Source organism: Spongiimicrobium salis (assembly GCF_043678055.1).
Taxonomy (GTDB): Bacteria; Bacteroidota; Bacteroidia; order Flavobacteriales; family Flavobacteriaceae; genus Spongiimicrobium; species Spongiimicrobium salis.
Genome location: NZ_JBHEQA010000005.1, coordinates 71,051 through 87,475, shown reverse-complemented (window position 1 = coordinate 87,475; position 16,425 = coordinate 71,051). Strand labels below are relative to the sequence as shown.

The 16,425-nt window shown below is 38.2% G+C and carries 17 protein-coding genes; 8 read left to right on the top strand and 9 right to left on the bottom strand.

The features are described 5' to 3' along the window. The 6 genes from ACEXOE_RS19265 to mnmD form a co-directional block, all read right to left on the bottom strand. The gene (locus ACEXOE_RS19265; RefSeq protein WP_394750490.1) at positions 1–1,338 is read right to left on the bottom strand and encodes an ABC transporter permease; all 1,338 of its coding nucleotides are present in this window, start codon (positions 1,336–1,338) and stop codon (positions 1–3) included. Beyond that, on the bottom strand, positions 1,331–2,266 hold the full coding sequence (locus ACEXOE_RS19260) for an ABC transporter ATP-binding protein (protein WP_394750489.1): 936 nt from the start codon (positions 2,264–2,266) through the stop codon (positions 1,331–1,333). Before ACEXOE_RS19260 ends, ACEXOE_RS19265 begins: the two co-directional genes overlap by 8 nt. Before the next feature lie 311 nt (positions 2,267–2,577). Further along, the gene (dnaJ, locus tag ACEXOE_RS19255) at positions 2,578–3,690 is read right to left on the bottom strand and encodes a molecular chaperone DnaJ (protein WP_394750488.1); all 1,113 of its coding nucleotides are present in this window, start codon (positions 3,688–3,690) and stop codon (positions 2,578–2,580) included. 10 nt (positions 3,691–3,700) lie between these two features. Next, positions 3,701–4,273, bottom strand: a complete 573-nt coding sequence (locus ACEXOE_RS19250) for a nucleotide exchange factor GrpE (protein ID WP_394750487.1) — start codon at positions 4,271–4,273, stop codon at positions 3,701–3,703. A gap of 145 nt (positions 4,274–4,418) precedes the next feature. Beyond that, positions 4,419–5,381 (bottom strand): TIGR01777 family oxidoreductase, encoded by a 963-nt coding sequence (locus ACEXOE_RS19245; RefSeq protein ID WP_394750486.1) that lies wholly within the window; start codon positions 5,379–5,381, stop codon positions 4,419–4,421. 128 nt (positions 5,382–5,509) lie between these two features. Then, on the bottom strand, positions 5,510–6,178 hold the full coding sequence (gene mnmD, locus ACEXOE_RS19240) for a tRNA (5-methylaminomethyl-2-thiouridine)(34)-methyltransferase MnmD (protein ID WP_394750485.1): 669 nt from the start codon (positions 6,176–6,178) through the stop codon (positions 5,510–5,512). A gap of 245 nt (positions 6,179–6,423) precedes the next feature. Here mnmD and ACEXOE_RS19235 point away from each other — a divergent pair, with 245 nt between their 5' ends. Further along, positions 6,424–7,488 (top strand): branched-chain amino acid aminotransferase, encoded by a 1,065-nt coding sequence (locus ACEXOE_RS19235; protein ID WP_394750484.1) that lies wholly within the window; start codon positions 6,424–6,426, stop codon positions 7,486–7,488. 52 nt (positions 7,489–7,540) lie between these two features. On the opposite strand, the gene ACEXOE_RS19230 is transcribed toward ACEXOE_RS19235, so the two are convergent. Then, positions 7,541–7,927 (bottom strand): pyrophosphohydrolase domain-containing protein, encoded by a 387-nt coding sequence (locus tag ACEXOE_RS19230; RefSeq protein WP_394750483.1) that lies wholly within the window; start codon positions 7,925–7,927, stop codon positions 7,541–7,543. A gap of 352 nt (positions 7,928–8,279) precedes the next feature. On the opposite strand from ACEXOE_RS19230, the gene ACEXOE_RS19225 reads away from it, so the two are divergent. The 5 genes from ACEXOE_RS19225 (at position 8,280) to ACEXOE_RS19205 (ending at position 11,919) form a co-directional block, all read left to right on the top strand. Next, positions 8,280–8,456, top strand: a complete 177-nt coding sequence (locus ACEXOE_RS19225) for a hypothetical protein (RefSeq protein ID WP_394750482.1) — start codon at positions 8,280–8,282, stop codon at positions 8,454–8,456. Positions 8,457–8,473: 17 nt separating this feature from the next. After that, positions 8,474–8,845 (top strand): fluoride efflux transporter CrcB, encoded by a 372-nt coding sequence (gene crcB, locus ACEXOE_RS19220; RefSeq protein ID WP_394750481.1) that lies wholly within the window; start codon positions 8,474–8,476, stop codon positions 8,843–8,845. Positions 8,846–9,119: 274 nt separating this feature from the next. Beyond that, entirely contained in the window at positions 9,120–9,458 is a 339-nt protein-coding gene (locus ACEXOE_RS19215; RefSeq protein WP_394750480.1) for a P-II family nitrogen regulator, read from the top strand. A gap of 30 nt (positions 9,459–9,488) precedes the next feature. Further along, complete coding sequence (locus tag ACEXOE_RS19210) at positions 9,489–10,757, top strand: ammonium transporter (RefSeq protein ID WP_394750479.1); 1,269 nt, start codon at positions 9,489–9,491, stop codon at positions 10,755–10,757. A gap of 112 nt (positions 10,758–10,869) precedes the next feature. Beyond that, positions 10,870–11,919, top strand: coding sequence for an outer membrane beta-barrel protein (locus tag ACEXOE_RS19205; RefSeq protein WP_394750478.1), 1,050 nt, complete (start codon positions 10,870–10,872; stop codon positions 11,917–11,919). Between the two features lie 61 nt (positions 11,920–11,980). Here the strand turns inward: ACEXOE_RS19205 and ACEXOE_RS19200 are convergent, their stop codons facing one another. After that, complete coding sequence (locus tag ACEXOE_RS19200; protein ID WP_394750477.1) at positions 11,981–12,694, bottom strand: DUF1684 domain-containing protein; 714 nt, start codon at positions 12,692–12,694, stop codon at positions 11,981–11,983. A gap of 228 nt (positions 12,695–12,922) precedes the next feature. Between ACEXOE_RS19200 and ACEXOE_RS19195 the strand changes: the two genes are divergently transcribed. Together ACEXOE_RS19195 and ACEXOE_RS19190 are read left to right on the top strand one after the other, a co-directional pair. Beyond that, positions 12,923–14,134, top strand: coding sequence for an MDR family MFS transporter (locus ACEXOE_RS19195; protein ID WP_394750476.1), 1,212 nt, complete (start codon positions 12,923–12,925; stop codon positions 14,132–14,134). Continuing rightward, positions 14,131–14,871 carry a DJ-1/PfpI family protein gene (locus ACEXOE_RS19190; RefSeq protein WP_394750475.1) on the top strand — a complete coding sequence of 247 codons (741 nt, stop codon included), beginning with the start codon at positions 14,131–14,133 and terminating at the stop codon, positions 14,869–14,871. The genes ACEXOE_RS19195 and ACEXOE_RS19190 overlap by 4 nt, the downstream gene beginning before the upstream one ends. Here ACEXOE_RS19190 and ACEXOE_RS19185 read toward each other — a convergent pair. Then, positions 14,858–16,279 carry an alpha/beta hydrolase gene (locus ACEXOE_RS19185; RefSeq protein ID WP_394750474.1) on the bottom strand — a complete coding sequence of 474 codons (1,422 nt, stop codon included), beginning with the start codon at positions 16,277–16,279 and terminating at the stop codon, positions 14,858–14,860. The genes ACEXOE_RS19190 and ACEXOE_RS19185 overlap by 14 nt on opposite strands. Positions 16,280–16,425 lie beyond the last annotated feature (146 nt).

The window sequence follows — 16,425 nt, the reverse complement described above, 5'->3', positions numbered from 1 at the left end:
TTAATATTTTAACCACTTAAATATCTCTTTATAGCTTGCTTTCTTCCCGTACATGAGAATCCCCACGCGATAGATTTTTGCTGCCAGCCAGACAATTCCTGCAAAGGTCACGATCAATAACCCTATGGATACAGCCAGTTGCCAAATGGGAACCCCTTCTTCTCCAATACCTCCGGACAAACGCATGAGCATTACAATAGGAGAGGTCAAGGGAAAAAGAGAAAAACCAACGGCAATGGGGCCATTGGGATTGTTCAATACGGAAAAGAATCCCACATAAATGGCCAACATCAGGGGTATAAGTACGGGCACCATAAATTGTTGCGTATCCGTTTCGTTATCTACTGCGGCACCAATAGCGGCATATATTGAGCTATAGATAAGATACCCTAGTACAAAATAGATCAAAAAGAAAGTGACCAAAGTAAACCACGGGAATTTCAAGACCTCTTTTAAATAGAGCTCTACGTCGGTATTTAGGGTATCTACGGCATTAAATTTATTGCTCATCTGAGTTGCCACATCCATATTAGACCCCAAATTACCCATATCGATATCCAAAATAAGGAAGCCTATGGTCAGTAATACGCTAGCCGAAATAATCCAAATTGCAAATTGTGTGATTCCTGCGAGGGAAGTACCGATAATCTTGCCCAACATCAACTGGAAAGGCTTCACGGAAGATATAATGACTTCAATAATTCTACTTGTCTTTTCCTCAATGACACTGCGCATAACAAAGCCACCATATATTATGATAAACATCATGATCAAATAGCCAAAAGCTCCACCAAGTGCTAATTTCACTTCATTGATTCCTTTTAAATTTTGTTCTCCCTTAAAAGTACCGGCATGAATTTCAAAAGGTTGATCTAAAATAGAAAAATCCTTTGTTGAAATCCCCAAGTCTTGAAGGCGTCTTTTTTTTAGTCGGTTTTGAAAAATGGTCTCCAGTCTATTTAGAATCAAGGTATTTGGTGCTTCTTTTGAATAAAAGAAGGCATTCTCAGCTACTTTTTCCAAATCAGGGGCATTGGGGATATGCAGCAGGCCATAATATCCTAAATTGATGACCGAGTCTTTTGCACTTTCCAGGTCAATATCCTTAAAGTTAACATAGGAGGTACTTTCGGTACTTAAAAAATCATTGGAAAAATAATCACTTTGATTAAAAACACCGATAATTCTTTTTTCATTATCATTCAGCTTGGTCAGATAAATGACCAATACTACCATTGCCACCATCAATAGCGGACTTAAAAAAGTCATGATCACGAAGGATTTATTACGAACCTTTGCCAAATATTCCCGTCGTATAATGAGCGATAGTTTATGCATGTACTCCCTTATTTTTAACCGTTTCAATAAAAATATCGTTTGCCGAAGGAATCTGTTCCACAAAATGGTTGATGTTATTCTTTAACGACAGAAAAGCCAGGAGTTCCTTGGTATTATCCGTAGGCAATTGCACTTCTAGTCGGAGTTGTTTTTCAGCAGTATCATAGGCGGAGGATACCAGCGTAAAGCGTTCTTGGATTTCTTTTAGTATTGTGGTATTTTCATCAACATCCAGTCCCACTTCAAAAATATTTTTTTTATATTTTTTCTTTATTTCCGAGAGTTTCCCATCCAATATCTTTTCAGACTTATGAATCAAGGTAATATGTTCACACAACTCTTCAACCGATTCCATGCGATGCGTAGAAAAAATTATAGAAGCCCCATTGTCCTTCAGCTCTAAGATTTCATCCTTTATAATATTGGCATTAATAGGATCAAAACCGCTAAAAGGCTCATCAAAAATCAATAATTTGGGTTGATGCAGCACTGTGACAATAAATTGTATTTTCTGGGCCATTCCTTTAGAGAGCTCTTGTATTTTTTTGTTCCACCAATCTCCGATATCCAATTTTTCAAACCAATACAATAGTCTTTTTTTTGCTTCTTGCTTTTGCATTCCTTTCAATTGGGCCAAATAAAGGGCTTGCTCTCCTACTTTCATATTTTTGTACAAGCCACGTTCTTCAGGAAGATAGCCAATCAATGCAATATGCGTTTGGTCTAGGGGTTTACCATCAAAAAACACTGTTCCTTTATCGGGATAGGTTATTTGATTGATAATTCGTATTAAAGTGGTTTTCCCAGCACCATTGGGGCCCAATAAACCATAAATACTATTTTCAGGAATTTCTAAAGAAACCGAATCAAGTGCAGTATGGTTTCCAAATTTCTTAGTGATCTCCTCAGCGATCAAAATATTCTTCATGAAGTCGGTTTCCCCAAAGATAGTAGAATTGCTTTAAAAGATGGCTGCGATTTTAATGGAAAATAACGCAACGCTTTAATTTTATGAGCACATGTAAGATTATAGGAAACCTATAGGATTTCAACACAAAAGGCTGCATGATTCGCGCATTTTTATTCCCTTATTTTTTTATGGATTTGCTCTAAAAAGCAAAACCCACCCTCAATGAATTAAGGATGGGAAAAAAATTGCTATGAAAAAGAAAATTAATATTGGTTACCCAATATAATGCCAAATATACGTTTTTTATTTAACAATGAAAGTTTATTATGTTATGTGAACATATCTTTAACTTTTTCAAAGAAAGACTTATCAGATTTTTCTGGTTTAGGAGCAAAATTATCGTTCTCCTGCATGCGTTCAAAAAACTCTCGTTGTTCCTTATTCAATTCCTTAGGAGTCCATACATTGACATGTACCAATAAATCTCCACTACCATAGCCATTGATACTGGATATCCCCTTACCTCTTAGGCGTAAAATTTTACCGGATTGTATTCCTGACTCTAGCTTAATACGTACTTTTCCATTGACCGTATCGACCTCTTTGGACGTACCTAGCACCGCTTCGGAAATACTGATATACAAATCATAATGCAAATTATCCCCTTCTCTTTTTAGGGTTGCATGATCAATAGTTTCTATGGCTACGAGTAAATCACCAGCTACACCATTACCAGGAGCTTGATTTCCTTTTCCTGGAACCTTCAATTGCATTCCCTCTTCAACACCTCCGGGTATTTTGATCGAAACCGTTTCTTCTTGAACTTTTAGTCCTTGGGCATCGGCATCACTTGGTCTTCTATCCAATATTTGTCCACTTCCCCCACAAGTACTGCAAGTAGTAGCGGTTTGCATTCTTCCCAAGATTGTGTTAGTTACCTTGGCCACTTGCCCCCTTCCATCACAGGTAGTACAGGTTTTATAAGTAACACCACTGGCTTGGACCTTTCTACGTACTTTTACTTTTTTCTCCACACCATTGGCAACTTCTTCTAAAGTCAGCTTTACCCTTATCCTAAGGTTACTTCCCTTAACTCTACGTTGACCACCTCCACCGAAGCCGCCAAAACCACTAAAACCACTGAAGCCGCCACCGAAGATATCACCAAACTGACTAAAGATGTCGTCCATGTTCATACCGCCACCGCCAAAGCCGCCTCCTTCGAAAGCTGCATGACCGTATTGGTCATATTTTGCTTTTTTGTTGGGGTCGCTCAACACCTCATAGGCTTCTGCAGCTTTTTTAAACATCTCCTCAGCCTTTGCATCTCCCGGGTTTTTATCCGGGTGATATTCTATGGCCTTCTTGCGATATGCCTTTTTTATCTCAGCTGCACTAGCGCCTTTGCTGAGCCCCAGTATTTCGTAAAAATCTTCCTTCATATCCGTAGAATTAATTGCCGACCACCACTTTTGGGTGTCGGATGATTTTATCGCCTAGTTTAAATCCTTTTTCCACCACATCGATCAATTTTCCTTTTAGTTTCTTGTTCGGTGCTGGAATCTGGGTAATGGCGTCATGAATTTCCGCGTCAAAAGCATCACCTTGCTTTGCGCCAATTTCCTGTAAGCCTTTGGTTTTTAGCGTTTCCTTAAACTTATTACTAATCAATTCTACGCCTTTGAACATTTCTTTGTCCTCTGATTTCGACAATTCTTTTAGAGCACGGTCAAAATCATCCATGACAGGAAGTAGGGAAACTATGACTTCTTGACCTGCGGTCTTAAAAAGATCCATGCGTTCTTTAGAAGTTCGTTTCTTATAATTTTCAAATTCGGCAAATAGACGTAAAAATTTATCTTTTTCTTTTTCCAAATCCTCTTTGAGTTGTTCTTCAACTGACAATTCTTCTTCCTCGACAGTGTTGGTATCCTCTACTTCGATAGTTTCTTCCTGCAGTTGCTCGTCCACTTGTTCTTTGGATAGTACTTCGTCTATATCTTCTACTTTATTTTTTTTTGCCATGTATTATCTCATTTTAAATACTAAAATTCTAAGATCGCAAAAGTACTGCCAATTCTTTAAAAATGTCAAAATGTCACAAGACTTTATAAAAAAACACCTGAGGAGACAGGTGTTCTATTGCTATTTTATATTGGATAAAATCTATTTATACATATTCTTTGGTGTATTCCGAATCATTTACGCAGTTCTGCCCCTGTTTTGTATATAGGTTATTTAGAGCCAAACAAATATTCCTAAAATTAAAAATAAAACCTTCTCCTTCAATCTTTTTACTGCTAACACGCTGACTTCCCAATACTACAGCAGCCATTTCCCCAAGAATTGTTTTTAGAACAAACTTGGGTACATTGGGTAAAATTAAAGGTTTCCCAAGAACATCGGCAATCTCCTTCGTAAGCTTGGTATTGGTAATGGGATCGGGCGCAACACCATTAAATACCCCTTCTAGTTCATTTTCTAGAATAAAAAGGAACATTCTAGCCAAATCCTCAATATGAATCCAAGATTGCCATTGCTCTCCAGAACCCAAAGCGGCACCAACATAATTTTTTATGGGTCGCGCCATTTCCTTTAGTGCTCCTCCATCCTTAGACAACACAATGCCAATGCGTATTTTAGCCACTTTAATATCTAAATCCGTAAACTTATCTGCTTCATGTTCCCAAGTTTGCACCACTTCCCCTAAGAAGTTTTTATTTTTTTCCGATTCACTTTCGTCATAATAATTGGAAAGCGAATCAGGGTATACACCAATTGCTGATGCAGAGACGATCGTATTAATGTTATAGGCGTCTACTTTCTGAAGCGCCTTGTAAAGCGTCTGAAGGGTATTGGTCCTACTGGATAAAATCTGTTGTTTATACATGCTATTCCATTTTTTGGCAACACTGGCTCCTGCCAGATTAATAATAGCATCTACCCCTTGAAAGCAACGAAGGTCTATTTCATTGTTTTCGGGCTTCCAATAAAAACCTTGATAATCTGTTTTTGAAACGATTTTGGCCTTGTTCGTAGTGAGGTAATTTACAGCAATTCCCAGCTTGAGGCAATGCCTTGTTATTTCACGCCCCACCAATCCTGTCGCTCCAGTGATTAAAACTCTCATCATCAAATTTTGCGTAAATATATGCGTTTTTAAAGCTGCAGACTTATGATTTAGTGCGCATTTAACACTATTGTTTAATCATTTCTTAATAAAACATAAATGTTATGTTATAATTTAAGTTTGTTTTAGAATTAAAGTACTTTCTTCGTTGCCCGTAACATTTCTCGCTTTCCGGGAGGTCCTGGCAGTCGTTCCACATTAAAACCAACAGCTTGCATAGCCCTCCTTACACTGCCTTTTGCCGAATATGTCACTAAAATTCCGTTATTTCTCAGGGCCTTGAACATTTTTTGAAAAATGCCTTCTGTCCAAAGTTCCGGTTGCACCCTGGCACCGAAAGCATCGAAATAGATAAGATCAAACAAGTTTTGGTCATTTATGTCTTTAAAATCCCTCTTTTGCTTAAGTATCTTAAATTTTTCAGAGAGAATAATTTCAGCTCCCCAAGCTTCTCCATGCATTTTTTCAAACCCAGCTCTATAGGATTCGGCTTCCAAAGTAGTGATATACGACAATTCTTGAATTTCTTCTTTGCACACTGGAAATGCCTCTACTCCAGTATACTGTATTTCCAACCCATAGTTTTCGGATTCTATCCAGCTAATCAATGCATTCAAGCCTGTACCAAAACCGATTTCCAATAGGGCAACGGATTGGTCTTTGAATAAGGACAGTCCATTTTTAATAAAGACATGATACGCTTCTTGTACGGCGCCATGTTTGGAATGGTACTGTTCTCCCCAATCTTTTAGTTGAATGGTCTTGGACCCATCTGCTGTAGTTATGATTTCTCTTTCCATAAAATATTGCTCCTTGCCTTATCCAAGGTATTGCTTTTTTCTATCTACACCTTCATGCGTCCTTAAAAGGCTTTTTTTCTTCATCTTTTTTCGCAATTATCACACAAGAAACACAACTATTGTGTTAAAACCGCACTAATATGACAAAAATTCGAGCTTCCAATGAAAACTGCTTATTTTTGCAAAAGTATAAGAAAATTATTCTTGTGATAATTTCTTAATTTTAATCTTCTAAATAATTATACATGGATACATTAACACCCAATTTGAGTATTGAAAAAACTACCACTTCAAAAATAGATCAAGTAGATTTTGACAATCTCTCCTTTGGAAATGTTTTTGCCGATCATATGGTAGTCTGTGATTTCAAGAACGGGACCTGGGAAGCTCCAAAAATTGTTCCCTACCAGCCCATTACCTTGGAACCGTCTTCCAAAATATTTCATTATGGACAATCTATTTTTGAAGGCATGAAAGCCTATAAAGATGCAGATGGCCATATCTGGATGTTCCGACCAGAAGATAATTTAGAGCGTTTGAATATTTCTGCGAGCAGAATGTCTATGCCGGAACTCCCCAAGGAATACTTTTTAGAGGGCCTAAGAGCACTATTAAAATTAGACTCGGCCTGGATTCCAACTTCAGAAGGCAGTTCCTTATATATTAGACCTTTTATGATTGCGACTGGGACAGGGTTCCACGCCTCTCCTGCCGATGAATATAAATTTATTATTGCTTGTGCTCCTTCTGGTGCGTATTTTTCTGGAAAGGTAAAAGTATTGATCGAAGAGAAATATTCCAGGTCTGCCAATGGTGGTGTAGGATATGCCAAAACCGGAGGAAATTATGCAGGACAGTTCTATCCAACACAACTTGCGGTTGAAAAAGGATACAACCAAGTAATATGGACCGATGACAATACCCATGAATATATTGAAGAGGCAGGGGCAATGAATATTTTTATTCGCATCAATGACACTTTAATAACAGGGCCTACCAGCGATCGTATTTTAGATGGCATTACAAGAAAGAGTTTATTGGAAATCGCCGAAGATGAAGGAATCCATACCGAAGTCCGTAAAATTACGGTACAAGAGGTCGTGGAAGCTGCGAAAAATGGTTCATTAAAGGAAATGTTTGGCGCCGGTACTGCTGCTGTCATCTCTCCTATTGCCGGTTTTGGCTTTAAGGGAACGGACTATGATTTACCAGAATTGGAAGACAATTATGCCACATTACTCAAAAAACGAATCACCGATATTCAATATAATCGGTCGGAAGACAAATATGGATGGCGTTTTAAAGTATAAGCACGCTATTGTGAGAGAAAAACAAGGCCCTGCTCCAAAAGAGCAGGGCTTTTTATTTTTTTAATATCGTAGCAATATCCGGTTTAAAATAGTTGGGTCCTTTCAAAACTTTTCCATCTTCCCGATAAATAGGCTTTCCATCGGCACCAAGTTTACTCATGTTGCTGCGCTGTATTTCCTCAAAGACTTCCTCAATTTTGTACTGCATGCCATGCTCCAGAATGGTTCCACATAGGATATAGAGCATATCGCCCAAAGCATCCGCTACTTCCACCATATCATTCGCCTTGGCTGCTTCCAGGTACTCTTTGTTCTCTTCATCCATTAAATTAAAGCGTAACATATTTTTGCTTTCACCCAAATCTGCTTGTTGTTCCTGGGAAACTCCAAGCCCAAATGATTTATGAAAAAGCGCTACTGCGTCAAGTTTACTTTTCATCTAGTAATTTTTATCTTTTTTTAAATTAGCTTTGCGTAAAAATAGGAAATATGTTCAGTCTGGGACAAATGATTTTTGCAGGACTTTTTGTTGTTGCTTTTATTTTAATTATCGCCTTTTCTTATAAAAAAGATAAAAAACTGCACTCAAAAAATTACAAAGGTGTTAAATGGATTGGGATAACATTTATAATTTTCATAATTGTCCTTTTCATTATTAAGTATATCCTTAAAAATTAACAAAAAAAACGCTTTCACCACAAAAATTCGTCATTTCACAACAAATCTTTATTTTTTATTCTACAGTATAAGAAAAGACGTACTTTTGCGTTATAGTATTATAAATCCGATGTATGGTCACTTTTTTAGGATTACTGGCAGTGTTGATTAGTGTAAATGTCATCTTATTGGCATTCAATGCTATTCGCTCATCGAAAGTGGTAAAGGAAAGCATGAAAACCTTATCCAACGCTTCGACAAAAATCTATCCTATTGATTTAAACACCGCGAAATACAAAAAAGCAGTTTAGTTTTATACTTTTATAGTATGAAACAATTCCTTCTCGTTTTTTTAGGTGGTGGTATTGGTAGCGTCCTGCGTTATGCCCTCGGTAAAACTTTCAATACAACGTTCAACAGTTTTTTTCTCGGGACTTTTTTAGCCAATAGTATAGGTTGCTTGCTTATTGGTCTTATATTGGGACTATCTTATAAAGGGAATTACCTTAGTCAAAATCAAATTCTATTATTAGCTACTGGCTTCTGCGGTGGATTTACTACTTTTTCTACTTTCGCCTTTGAAAATCACAGTTTGCTCAAGTCTGGTGATATATTCCATTTTGCCTTATATACCATTATTAGTATCGTTGTTGGAATACTGGCCGTATCCTTAGGATTATGGTTGGCCAAAGCCCTCTAAAGCATCCATATTTCTTTCCCTTCTTTTCTACACACTTTTTTCCTTAGTGTTGTCGCGATATTTCCTATAACTCAATTTTTTTGGCTTCTCCTTTCAACGATAACCTTTTCTAAATTTATCATCAAATTTTCAGTTTTATAATTTAAAAAAGAAATACCCCTAAAATAATAGGGGTAAAATTAACAATAACATAAAAATTAGATAACACCCCCCTCATTTTTTGCCGGTTAACTTTCTTTTAACATATATTTACCACATAATCAACAAATTAATTATGAAGAAAATTGAGGCGATTATTCGAAAATCAAAATTCGACGATGTAAAAAAAGCATTGCACGAAATCGAAGTTAACTTTTTCAGTTACTGGGATGTAACTGGTGTAGGCAACGAAAAACAAGGTCACGTATATCGTGGAATTTCCTATAGCACTACAGACATCCAGAGAAGGTATTTATCCATTGTGGTATCCGATGAATTTCTGGAACGCACGGTGAATGCCATTTTGGAAGCTGCGTACACCGGCAATGTGGGGGATGGAAAAATCTTTGTCTCCGATATTATCGATGCATACAGAATCAGAACCAAAGAAAATGGTCACGCAGGAATCAACTAACTCATACAAAAACTAACTAATACTTAAGAAATGGACGCAGGATTATTTACAGCGAATAATGTTTGGATGATGGTATGTACGGCCCTAGTGTTTTTTATGCACATGGGATTCTCTTTCCTAGAGATCGGACTTACACGTCAGAAAAACACAATCAATATTTTATTTAAAAACGTATTCATCATATGTGTAGGGCTTCTCCTCTATTATGCATTTGGTTTTAACTTAATGTACCCAGGAGAATTTAACGGGTATATCGGTGGAATTGTTCCAGGAATAGGAGCTCCAGAAAATGGAATGACACCAGAATATGCCGATGGAGGATATACATGGTGGACCGACTTCCTCTTTCAAGGAATGTTTGCCGCAACAGCAGCCACCATTGTATCAGGAGCCGTAGCCGAGCGTATTAAATTGGTTCCTTTCATGGTCTTTACCATTATCTACGTTGGCTTTATATACCCAATCGTAGGATCTTGGCAATGGGGAGGTGGCTTCTTGTCTACCTTGGGAAACGAAGTTAATTCTGCCGGAGAAACCATAAAAGAAGCTGGTTTTCATGACTTCGCCGGTTCAACCTTAGTACATTCCGTTGGCGGATGGGCCGCTTTAATCGCCGTTTATTTATTAGGATCTCGTATCGGTAAATTCGGCGAGGATGGCAAACCTAAGGCCATTCCCGGGCACAACATTCCCTTAGCTGCGGGAGGTGTCCTCATTCTATGGTTAGGATGGTTCGGATTCAACGGAGGTTCCGTACTCTCCGCAGACCCAGAAGGAACATCACTGGTATTGGTAACTACCTGTCTTGCAGCAGCAGCAGGAGGTGTTGGCGCCTTTGTTCTTTCCACAATACTCTATAAAAACTTTGACCTTACCATGTTCCTTAATGGAATATTAGGTGGCTTGGTCGGAATTACTGCTGGTGCAGACCTCATGAGTCCCAATGAAGCAGTTGTGATTGGTCTTCTTGCCGGTATCATTATTGTTTTAGGGGTAGCATTGATCGATAAGCTAAAATTGGATGATCCCGTAGGAGCCATAGCCGTTCACTTAATTTGTGGTATCTGGGGTACCCTTGCTGTAGGCCTTTTTGGCAGCAAAGCCGGGGGAGAACAATTGATTTACCAATTGACAGGTATTGGAGCCACCGGAGCATTCTGCTGTATTACGGCATTTATCATCATATTCTCATTAAAGAAAATTTCTGGAATCCGAGTTTCCAAAGAAGAAGAATTGGAAGGATTGGATCTTCACGAGCATGGAATGGATGCATATCCTGACTTTAGAATTAACGAATAAAAATAACAAACGGAGCATTCGGCAAAATGCTCCGTTCTATAACCTTTTCATTTTAAACCTATAGCATTAAATAACAGATTCCTTCGGAGGGATATCTAAATTCAACAGATTTATGAAAACGATTACGACCACAAATTACATAAAAAAATCAGTACTATTGGCCTTATTACTTTTTACGGGCTTCACAAGTATTGCTCAGGATGCTCCTGCTGAAGAAGAAAAGAAAAAAGTAACTGTATCAGGAAGTGTAGATGCGTATTACAGAACAAATCTAAGTGCCACTGATAGAGCCATTTTTGGCGATAACGGTGATGAAGCATTGGCCCCAGGAACGTCTTTTGCAAACCAAACTGGCTTTGCCCTTGGCTTTGCCAATGTAATAGCGGCCTATGAGGGTGAAAAAACAGGTGCGGTAGCCGATCTTGTTTTTGGTCCCCGTGGAGTGCAAGCCATTACTGGATTAAATATTAACCAATTGTATGCGTATTGGAATGTAAGCGAAAACACAAAACTTACCGTTGGGCGATTCAATACTTTTTTAGGGTATGAGGTTATTGCACCTGCAGCTAACTTTAACTATAGTACTTCTTATTTATTTTCAAGCGGTCCTTTCTCCCATACGGGTATAAAAGCCGATTTTGATCTTGGAGGGGATTTCTCTTTAATGCTGGCTTTCATCAATGTTACGGATGTAGACAACAACCTAACCGGGAACTACGCTGCCGGATTACAATTGGGATATTCCGGACAATACCTCAACCTGTATTATGATAATGAAGCCAATTTAGGTTTCGAGATCGATTATACCGGAGGTTTTGATATTACGGATACTTTTTATCTTGGAATCAATGCAGCCTATGCAGATAACGATGGTGACGGTTTTTCAGGAGTGGCCCTATATCCGCAATTGGCAACTTCAGACACCTTCAAAATTGGGTTAAGAGGAGAATTGTTTGGCGCACATGCAGATGCCGTTGACGATTTACCCAGTGTTTTTGCCCTTACCCTAACAGGAAACATTGTTATAGATGACAATTTGATCGTTAAACCTGAAATACGCCTGGATTCATGGAGCGACGATTTTGAGCCTTTCTTTGATAATGACCTTGCGCCAAGTGCCAGTTTATCTTCCTTCTTGGTTGCTGCAATTTATTCCTTCTAAAACAAGACATTGTTGATTCTTAATAAGAAGACCTCTAGAGCACTATTGCTTTAGGGGTCTTTTATTTTTTGTTGAAATCTTTAACACCTGCCTTAATCTCCGTTTTTAAGTCGTTCACTTTAGGAACTATGGGGCAAGAATATTTTTTATTATATGCGCAGTAGGGATTATAAGCTTTGTTAAAATCAATCTGAATATGCGCTCCTTTCGGAATCTCAAGATCAATATACCTCCCACCTGCATAGGTTTGGTTATCATTGGTCTGATCTAAAAAAGGAAGAAAAAGATAGTTTTCATACCCTTCCTCTTTACTTTGCTCAGGGCTTTGGTATATCTCCAATTGATAGGCCTTCCCCTTTAGTTCAAAATGGGCTACTCCATACACGACTTCCCTAGATTGGTCATTGGTTGTGGTAGGCATCATAAAAGGAATAGCATTGGGAGTGCGCACCAAGGTGGCTGTTACGACATAATTGGTATCTGGGGCAAAAAAATCCAGCCCCTCAAAATTCTTCCGATAGCGATCGGGCAATGGGGATGTTTTTGGATCTTTAAAGGTTTTATTAAGATCTCTCTGAAACTTCAGAATATCGTTAATAGCACTTATAGGGGATTCTTCTATGGCTTCTTCTGCAGTATCATGGTATTTCCGTTGCTCTCCACAAGCCATGATCAGAAAAGCAGCACTATAAAATATCAAAATATAGATCTTCCGTATTTTCAGGGTCGTCTTGCCAAATTGAAAGACATTTAAGTCCGGTTTTATTTTTCCCATAGCTCGATACGCTTTTTTATTTTAACATTCTCCTTTCAAAAATACAATATCCCATTTTTTTGATTAGCTTTACACTCAAGAAAATCCAATTATGCAAGTTTTATCAATTTTTACAAAGACGAATGTGTATCCTATACGATGGGTTCCCTGTTGTTGTTAAATTGATTTTAATAATACTAAAAAAGCCCTGTCGTCTTCGCCAGGGCTTTTTTTTTTACAAAAAACCAAATGAAGAAATTATATCTTAATTACCTGGATTCCTTTAAAGGACTATCTCCCGAAGTTTGGTGGTTGGCTTTGATTACCTTAATCAATAGAGCTGGTACCATGGTAATTCCATTTCTATCTCTTTATCTCAAAGAAGATTTAGATTTTAGTCCGGAAAACGTCGGAGCGGTCATGACTTGCTTTGGATTGGGTTCTCTGGTGGGAGCTTGGATCGGGGGAAAACTGACCGATCTTTTTGGCTATTATAAAATTATGGTTTTGAGTTTAGTCCTAACCGGGCTGCTCTTTATGTCCCTACAATTTCTAGATGGATTGTGGCCTGTATGCCTTGGCGTTTTTATTTTGATGATTGCTGCAGATGCTTTTAGACCTGCTTCCTACGTTGCCTTAGACGCCTACAGCAAACTTGAAAACAGAACAAGATCAATAACACTGATACGTTTGGCCATCAATTTAGGCTTTTCTGCTGGGCCGGCTCTTGGTGGTGTTATTATCGCTCATATGGGTTATGAGGGTCTTTTCTGGACAGATGGAAGTACTTGTGTTGTAGCAGGAATTCTTTTGCTGTTTATACTGCATCCTAAAAAAGCGAAAGAAATTGAAGTTACTAAAAATACGGCTCCCAAATCGGCCTATACGGATATCCCCTATCTGATATTCATCTTTGCCATGGTACTGTTTGGGTCTGCCTTTGTACAATATTTTTCCACAGTTCCCATCTATTACAAGGACATCCATTTTTTAAGCGAAGATCGTATTGGTCTACTATTGGCGATGAATGGTTTTCTCATTTTTGCTCTGGAAATGCCTTTAATCAAATATTTGGAGAGAAAGAACTGGTCCAAAATGCTATTGATCATCTTTGGTTTTGCCTTAGTGGGACTGAGTTTTGTCATCCTAAATCTTTCTTCTTGGACAGGAGTACTTCTTATTGGAATGTTGTTGATGACCTTGGGGGAAATGATTGCATTTCCTTTTTCCAATACCTTGGCCATGGATCGATCCAAACGGGGCAACTTGGGAGAATATATGGGACTATACAGTATTGCTTTCGCAACCGCCCATATCTTTGCCCATAATGGCGGGATGCGATCTATAGCGAATTTCGGATATATTGCTACATGGTATGGTATTGGCGTTCTTTGCTTGTTTAGTATTTGCTTACTTTTATATCTTAGAAAAGCCTTAAATACAAAACCTCGTTTTAAATGAAAAATATACCATTGCTCCTGATTGTCTTTCTCAGTCTTTCTGCTTGTAACCAAAAAAAGGAAGCAACTCCCATAAACGAATCAGAAAAGGGAATAGCCATTCCCTTGGAACCCAATCGCTACAATGTGGCTTTCTTGATCATGGATGGCACCTATAATACCGAATTTACGGCTCCATATGATATTTTTCAACATACGCAGTACCGAAAGAACATTAAGGCCATGAACACTTTTACGGTGGCGGACACCAAAGACCCTATAACTACTTTTGAAGGCCTTCGCATTCTTCCCGATTTTGATTATACCCAAGACAACCTACCTCCAATAGATATTTTGGTCGTACCCAGTGCCGAACATCATTTGGACAGCGATTTGGAAAACACAGTGCTGATCGATTTTATCAAGGAGGTCGATAAAGAGGCTTTGTTTATGACTTCGCATTGCGATGGCGCTTTTGTTTTGGCAAAAGCAGGGATATTAGATCAGGTGACCTCTACTACTTTTCCCAGCGACATTGAAGCCTACAAAAAGAAATTTCCGCAATTAAAGGTAAAGGATAGTGTCTTATTTGTTCACGATCAGAAATACATTACTTCGGCAGGAGGAGCAAAAAGCTTTGAAGCGGCCCTCTATTTATGTGAATACCTTTACGGAAAGGAAATTACGGAATCCTTGGCCAAAGGGCTTGTGATTGATTGGGATTTGACGACCGTACCTCATTTAGTTATTCCTCAGTAGGATATCTAGCGGCCTTCAAATAAGTGTCTATAATTTTGTTATACTCCGGTCCTATTTTAATCAAAGTAGTATGTTCCAACGCATAGAGGGAATCTACATCGGTATAACCATTCTTCAGCAACTCCTCTAAATAAAACAATGTAGTGTCATCATCACCGACTTTAGCACTTAACGAAATGACATTTAAATAGTATTGGTATTCTTTGGGCGCAATGATGGTTTTTAACATCCATAGAAAGAGAATCCCTTCTTCGTCCATCTTTTTTTCTGCTTGCAAGGCCTCAATATTATCTTCGGTGAGTGCATTCACATACCCATAGAGGCGTTTGCCCATTTTTTTTACGGCAATCTCCGGACTTTCTTGGTACTTTTTAAGTTCGGCCATTTGATAGTTCCACCACCCCAAATTGTTGAAATTATAGGTAGAGACATCTTCATCTATAGAATAGAAATAATCTTCTTTGATAAAAGATTCTTTGAAAAGAACGGCATTTTCGCTTCTTCTTAAACTTCGATAACTCTTATTTTTACGCAATTCACGTCTTCGTAACTTCAAGGCATCCACGCTTTGATGTGGTCGGTATATTTCTAACATATCTTCCAAAATATCCTCGGCCTGGAGCATCTTATTGTTAGTGACCAACGCCTCCATCTCCTCTATATCTTCTTGATAACTTTTTCGTATAAATGTGGAATCCGATGCTACAAAACCTTTGGCCATTGCAGACAAGGTTAATATTTTCAATGCACGATTTAGGTGTTTTTTTTCAGGCCATTTATGACCTCCATCGTAACGCAATAGTTGGTTGGGAAATTTTAAGCTATTCAAGGTCTTTTCCAAAGTCAACATCTCAGGGAACCTAAAATCCTCTTCCCCCACGAGGCCAATAAAATGAAAGGGTTTCTTTGCATTTAGAATTTCTGCATTTAAGTTACCACTCCCTATGGCAATAACACCTTCTACGTTCTTAATAAAAATGGGAATTATGGAAGAAAACTTACCAGCATTGGAAAAGCCTGAAGCGTACAGTCTATTATTATGAAGCGGAAGGACATCTTTTACTGCATTGATCATTCTATTGGCAATGATAATATTTTGGGCGGTAGACAAACTATCATTGACATTGTTGGATGCTGCTAAAATATATCCGTTATTCTCTGCCACTTCCCTGTAGACGCCCAAGGCCTGTTTCGCCTTTCCGTTTAAATCGAAAACAAAGAGAATAGGCCATTTCTTTGCCGTATCGAAAGTCGAAGGCAAGTATAACGAATAATGCTCCTGGAGACTATCATTGGGGATAGCTATTTTATCCATTATCATCCCTTTTTTAAGGGTCAATTGTTGCGCAGAAATGCTATTTACAAAAAAGAAGATCGTAAAAAGAAGCGGTGGTAATAGTTTTCTCATAAGATGTATTCCATCAAAAATCTAGCCAAAAATGATATGCCTTAAAGTTACAACATTTGAAAGGAGCCGACCCATATTTTTAACCCACTTGTAACATTTACCTTTCCTATGTTTCAAGTAGGCTTAATTCAATACTTTCGAATGAT

What these genes read in the sequence shown, in the direction of transcription:
- ACEXOE_RS19215 (WP_394750480.1), top strand. Translation starts at nt 9,120, where the DNA reads ATGAAGAAAATTGAGGCGATTATTCGAAAATCAAAATTCGACGATGTA.
- dnaJ (WP_394750488.1), bottom strand. Translation starts at nt 3,690, where the DNA reads ATGAAGGAAGATTTTTACGAAATACTGGGGCTCAGCAAAGGCGCTAGT.
- ACEXOE_RS19205 (WP_394750478.1), top strand. Translation starts at nt 10,870, where the DNA reads ATGAAAACGATTACGACCACAAATTACATAAAAAAATCAGTACTATTG.
- ACEXOE_RS19235 (WP_394750484.1), top strand. Translation starts at nt 6,424, where the DNA reads ATGGATACATTAACACCCAATTTGAGTATTGAAAAAACTACCACTTCA.
- ACEXOE_RS19200 (WP_394750477.1), bottom strand. Translation starts at nt 12,694, where the DNA reads ATGGGAAAAATAAAACCGGACTTAAATGTCTTTCAATTTGGCAAGACG.
- ACEXOE_RS19250 (WP_394750487.1), bottom strand. Translation starts at nt 4,273, where the DNA reads ATGGCAAAAAAAAATAAAGTAGAAGATATAGACGAAGTACTATCCAAA.
- ACEXOE_RS19185 (WP_394750474.1), bottom strand. Translation starts at nt 16,279, where the DNA reads ATGAGAAAACTATTACCACCGCTTCTTTTTACGATCTTCTTTTTTGTA.
- ACEXOE_RS19190 (WP_394750475.1), top strand. Translation starts at nt 14,131, where the DNA reads ATGAAAAATATACCATTGCTCCTGATTGTCTTTCTCAGTCTTTCTGCT.
- ACEXOE_RS19195 (WP_394750476.1), top strand. Translation starts at nt 12,923, where the DNA reads ATGAAGAAATTATATCTTAATTACCTGGATTCCTTTAAAGGACTATCT.
- mnmD (WP_394750485.1), bottom strand. Translation starts at nt 6,178, where the DNA reads ATGGAAAGAGAAATCATAACTACAGCAGATGGGTCCAAGACCATTCAA.
- ACEXOE_RS19210 (WP_394750479.1), top strand. Translation starts at nt 9,489, where the DNA reads ATGGACGCAGGATTATTTACAGCGAATAATGTTTGGATGATGGTATGT.
- ACEXOE_RS19245 (WP_394750486.1), bottom strand. Translation starts at nt 5,381, where the DNA reads ATGATGAGAGTTTTAATCACTGGAGCGACAGGATTGGTGGGGCGTGAA.
- ACEXOE_RS19225 (WP_394750482.1), top strand. Translation starts at nt 8,280, where the DNA reads ATGGTCACTTTTTTAGGATTACTGGCAGTGTTGATTAGTGTAAATGTC.
- ACEXOE_RS19230 (WP_394750483.1), bottom strand. Translation starts at nt 7,927, where the DNA reads ATGAAAAGTAAACTTGACGCAGTAGCGCTTTTTCATAAATCATTTGGG.
- ACEXOE_RS19260 (WP_394750489.1), bottom strand. Translation starts at nt 2,266, where the DNA reads ATGAAGAATATTTTGATCGCTGAGGAGATCACTAAGAAATTTGGAAAC.
- ACEXOE_RS19265 (WP_394750490.1), bottom strand. Translation starts at nt 1,338, where the DNA reads ATGCATAAACTATCGCTCATTATACGACGGGAATATTTGGCAAAGGTT.
- crcB (WP_394750481.1), top strand. Translation starts at nt 8,474, where the DNA reads ATGAAACAATTCCTTCTCGTTTTTTTAGGTGGTGGTATTGGTAGCGTC.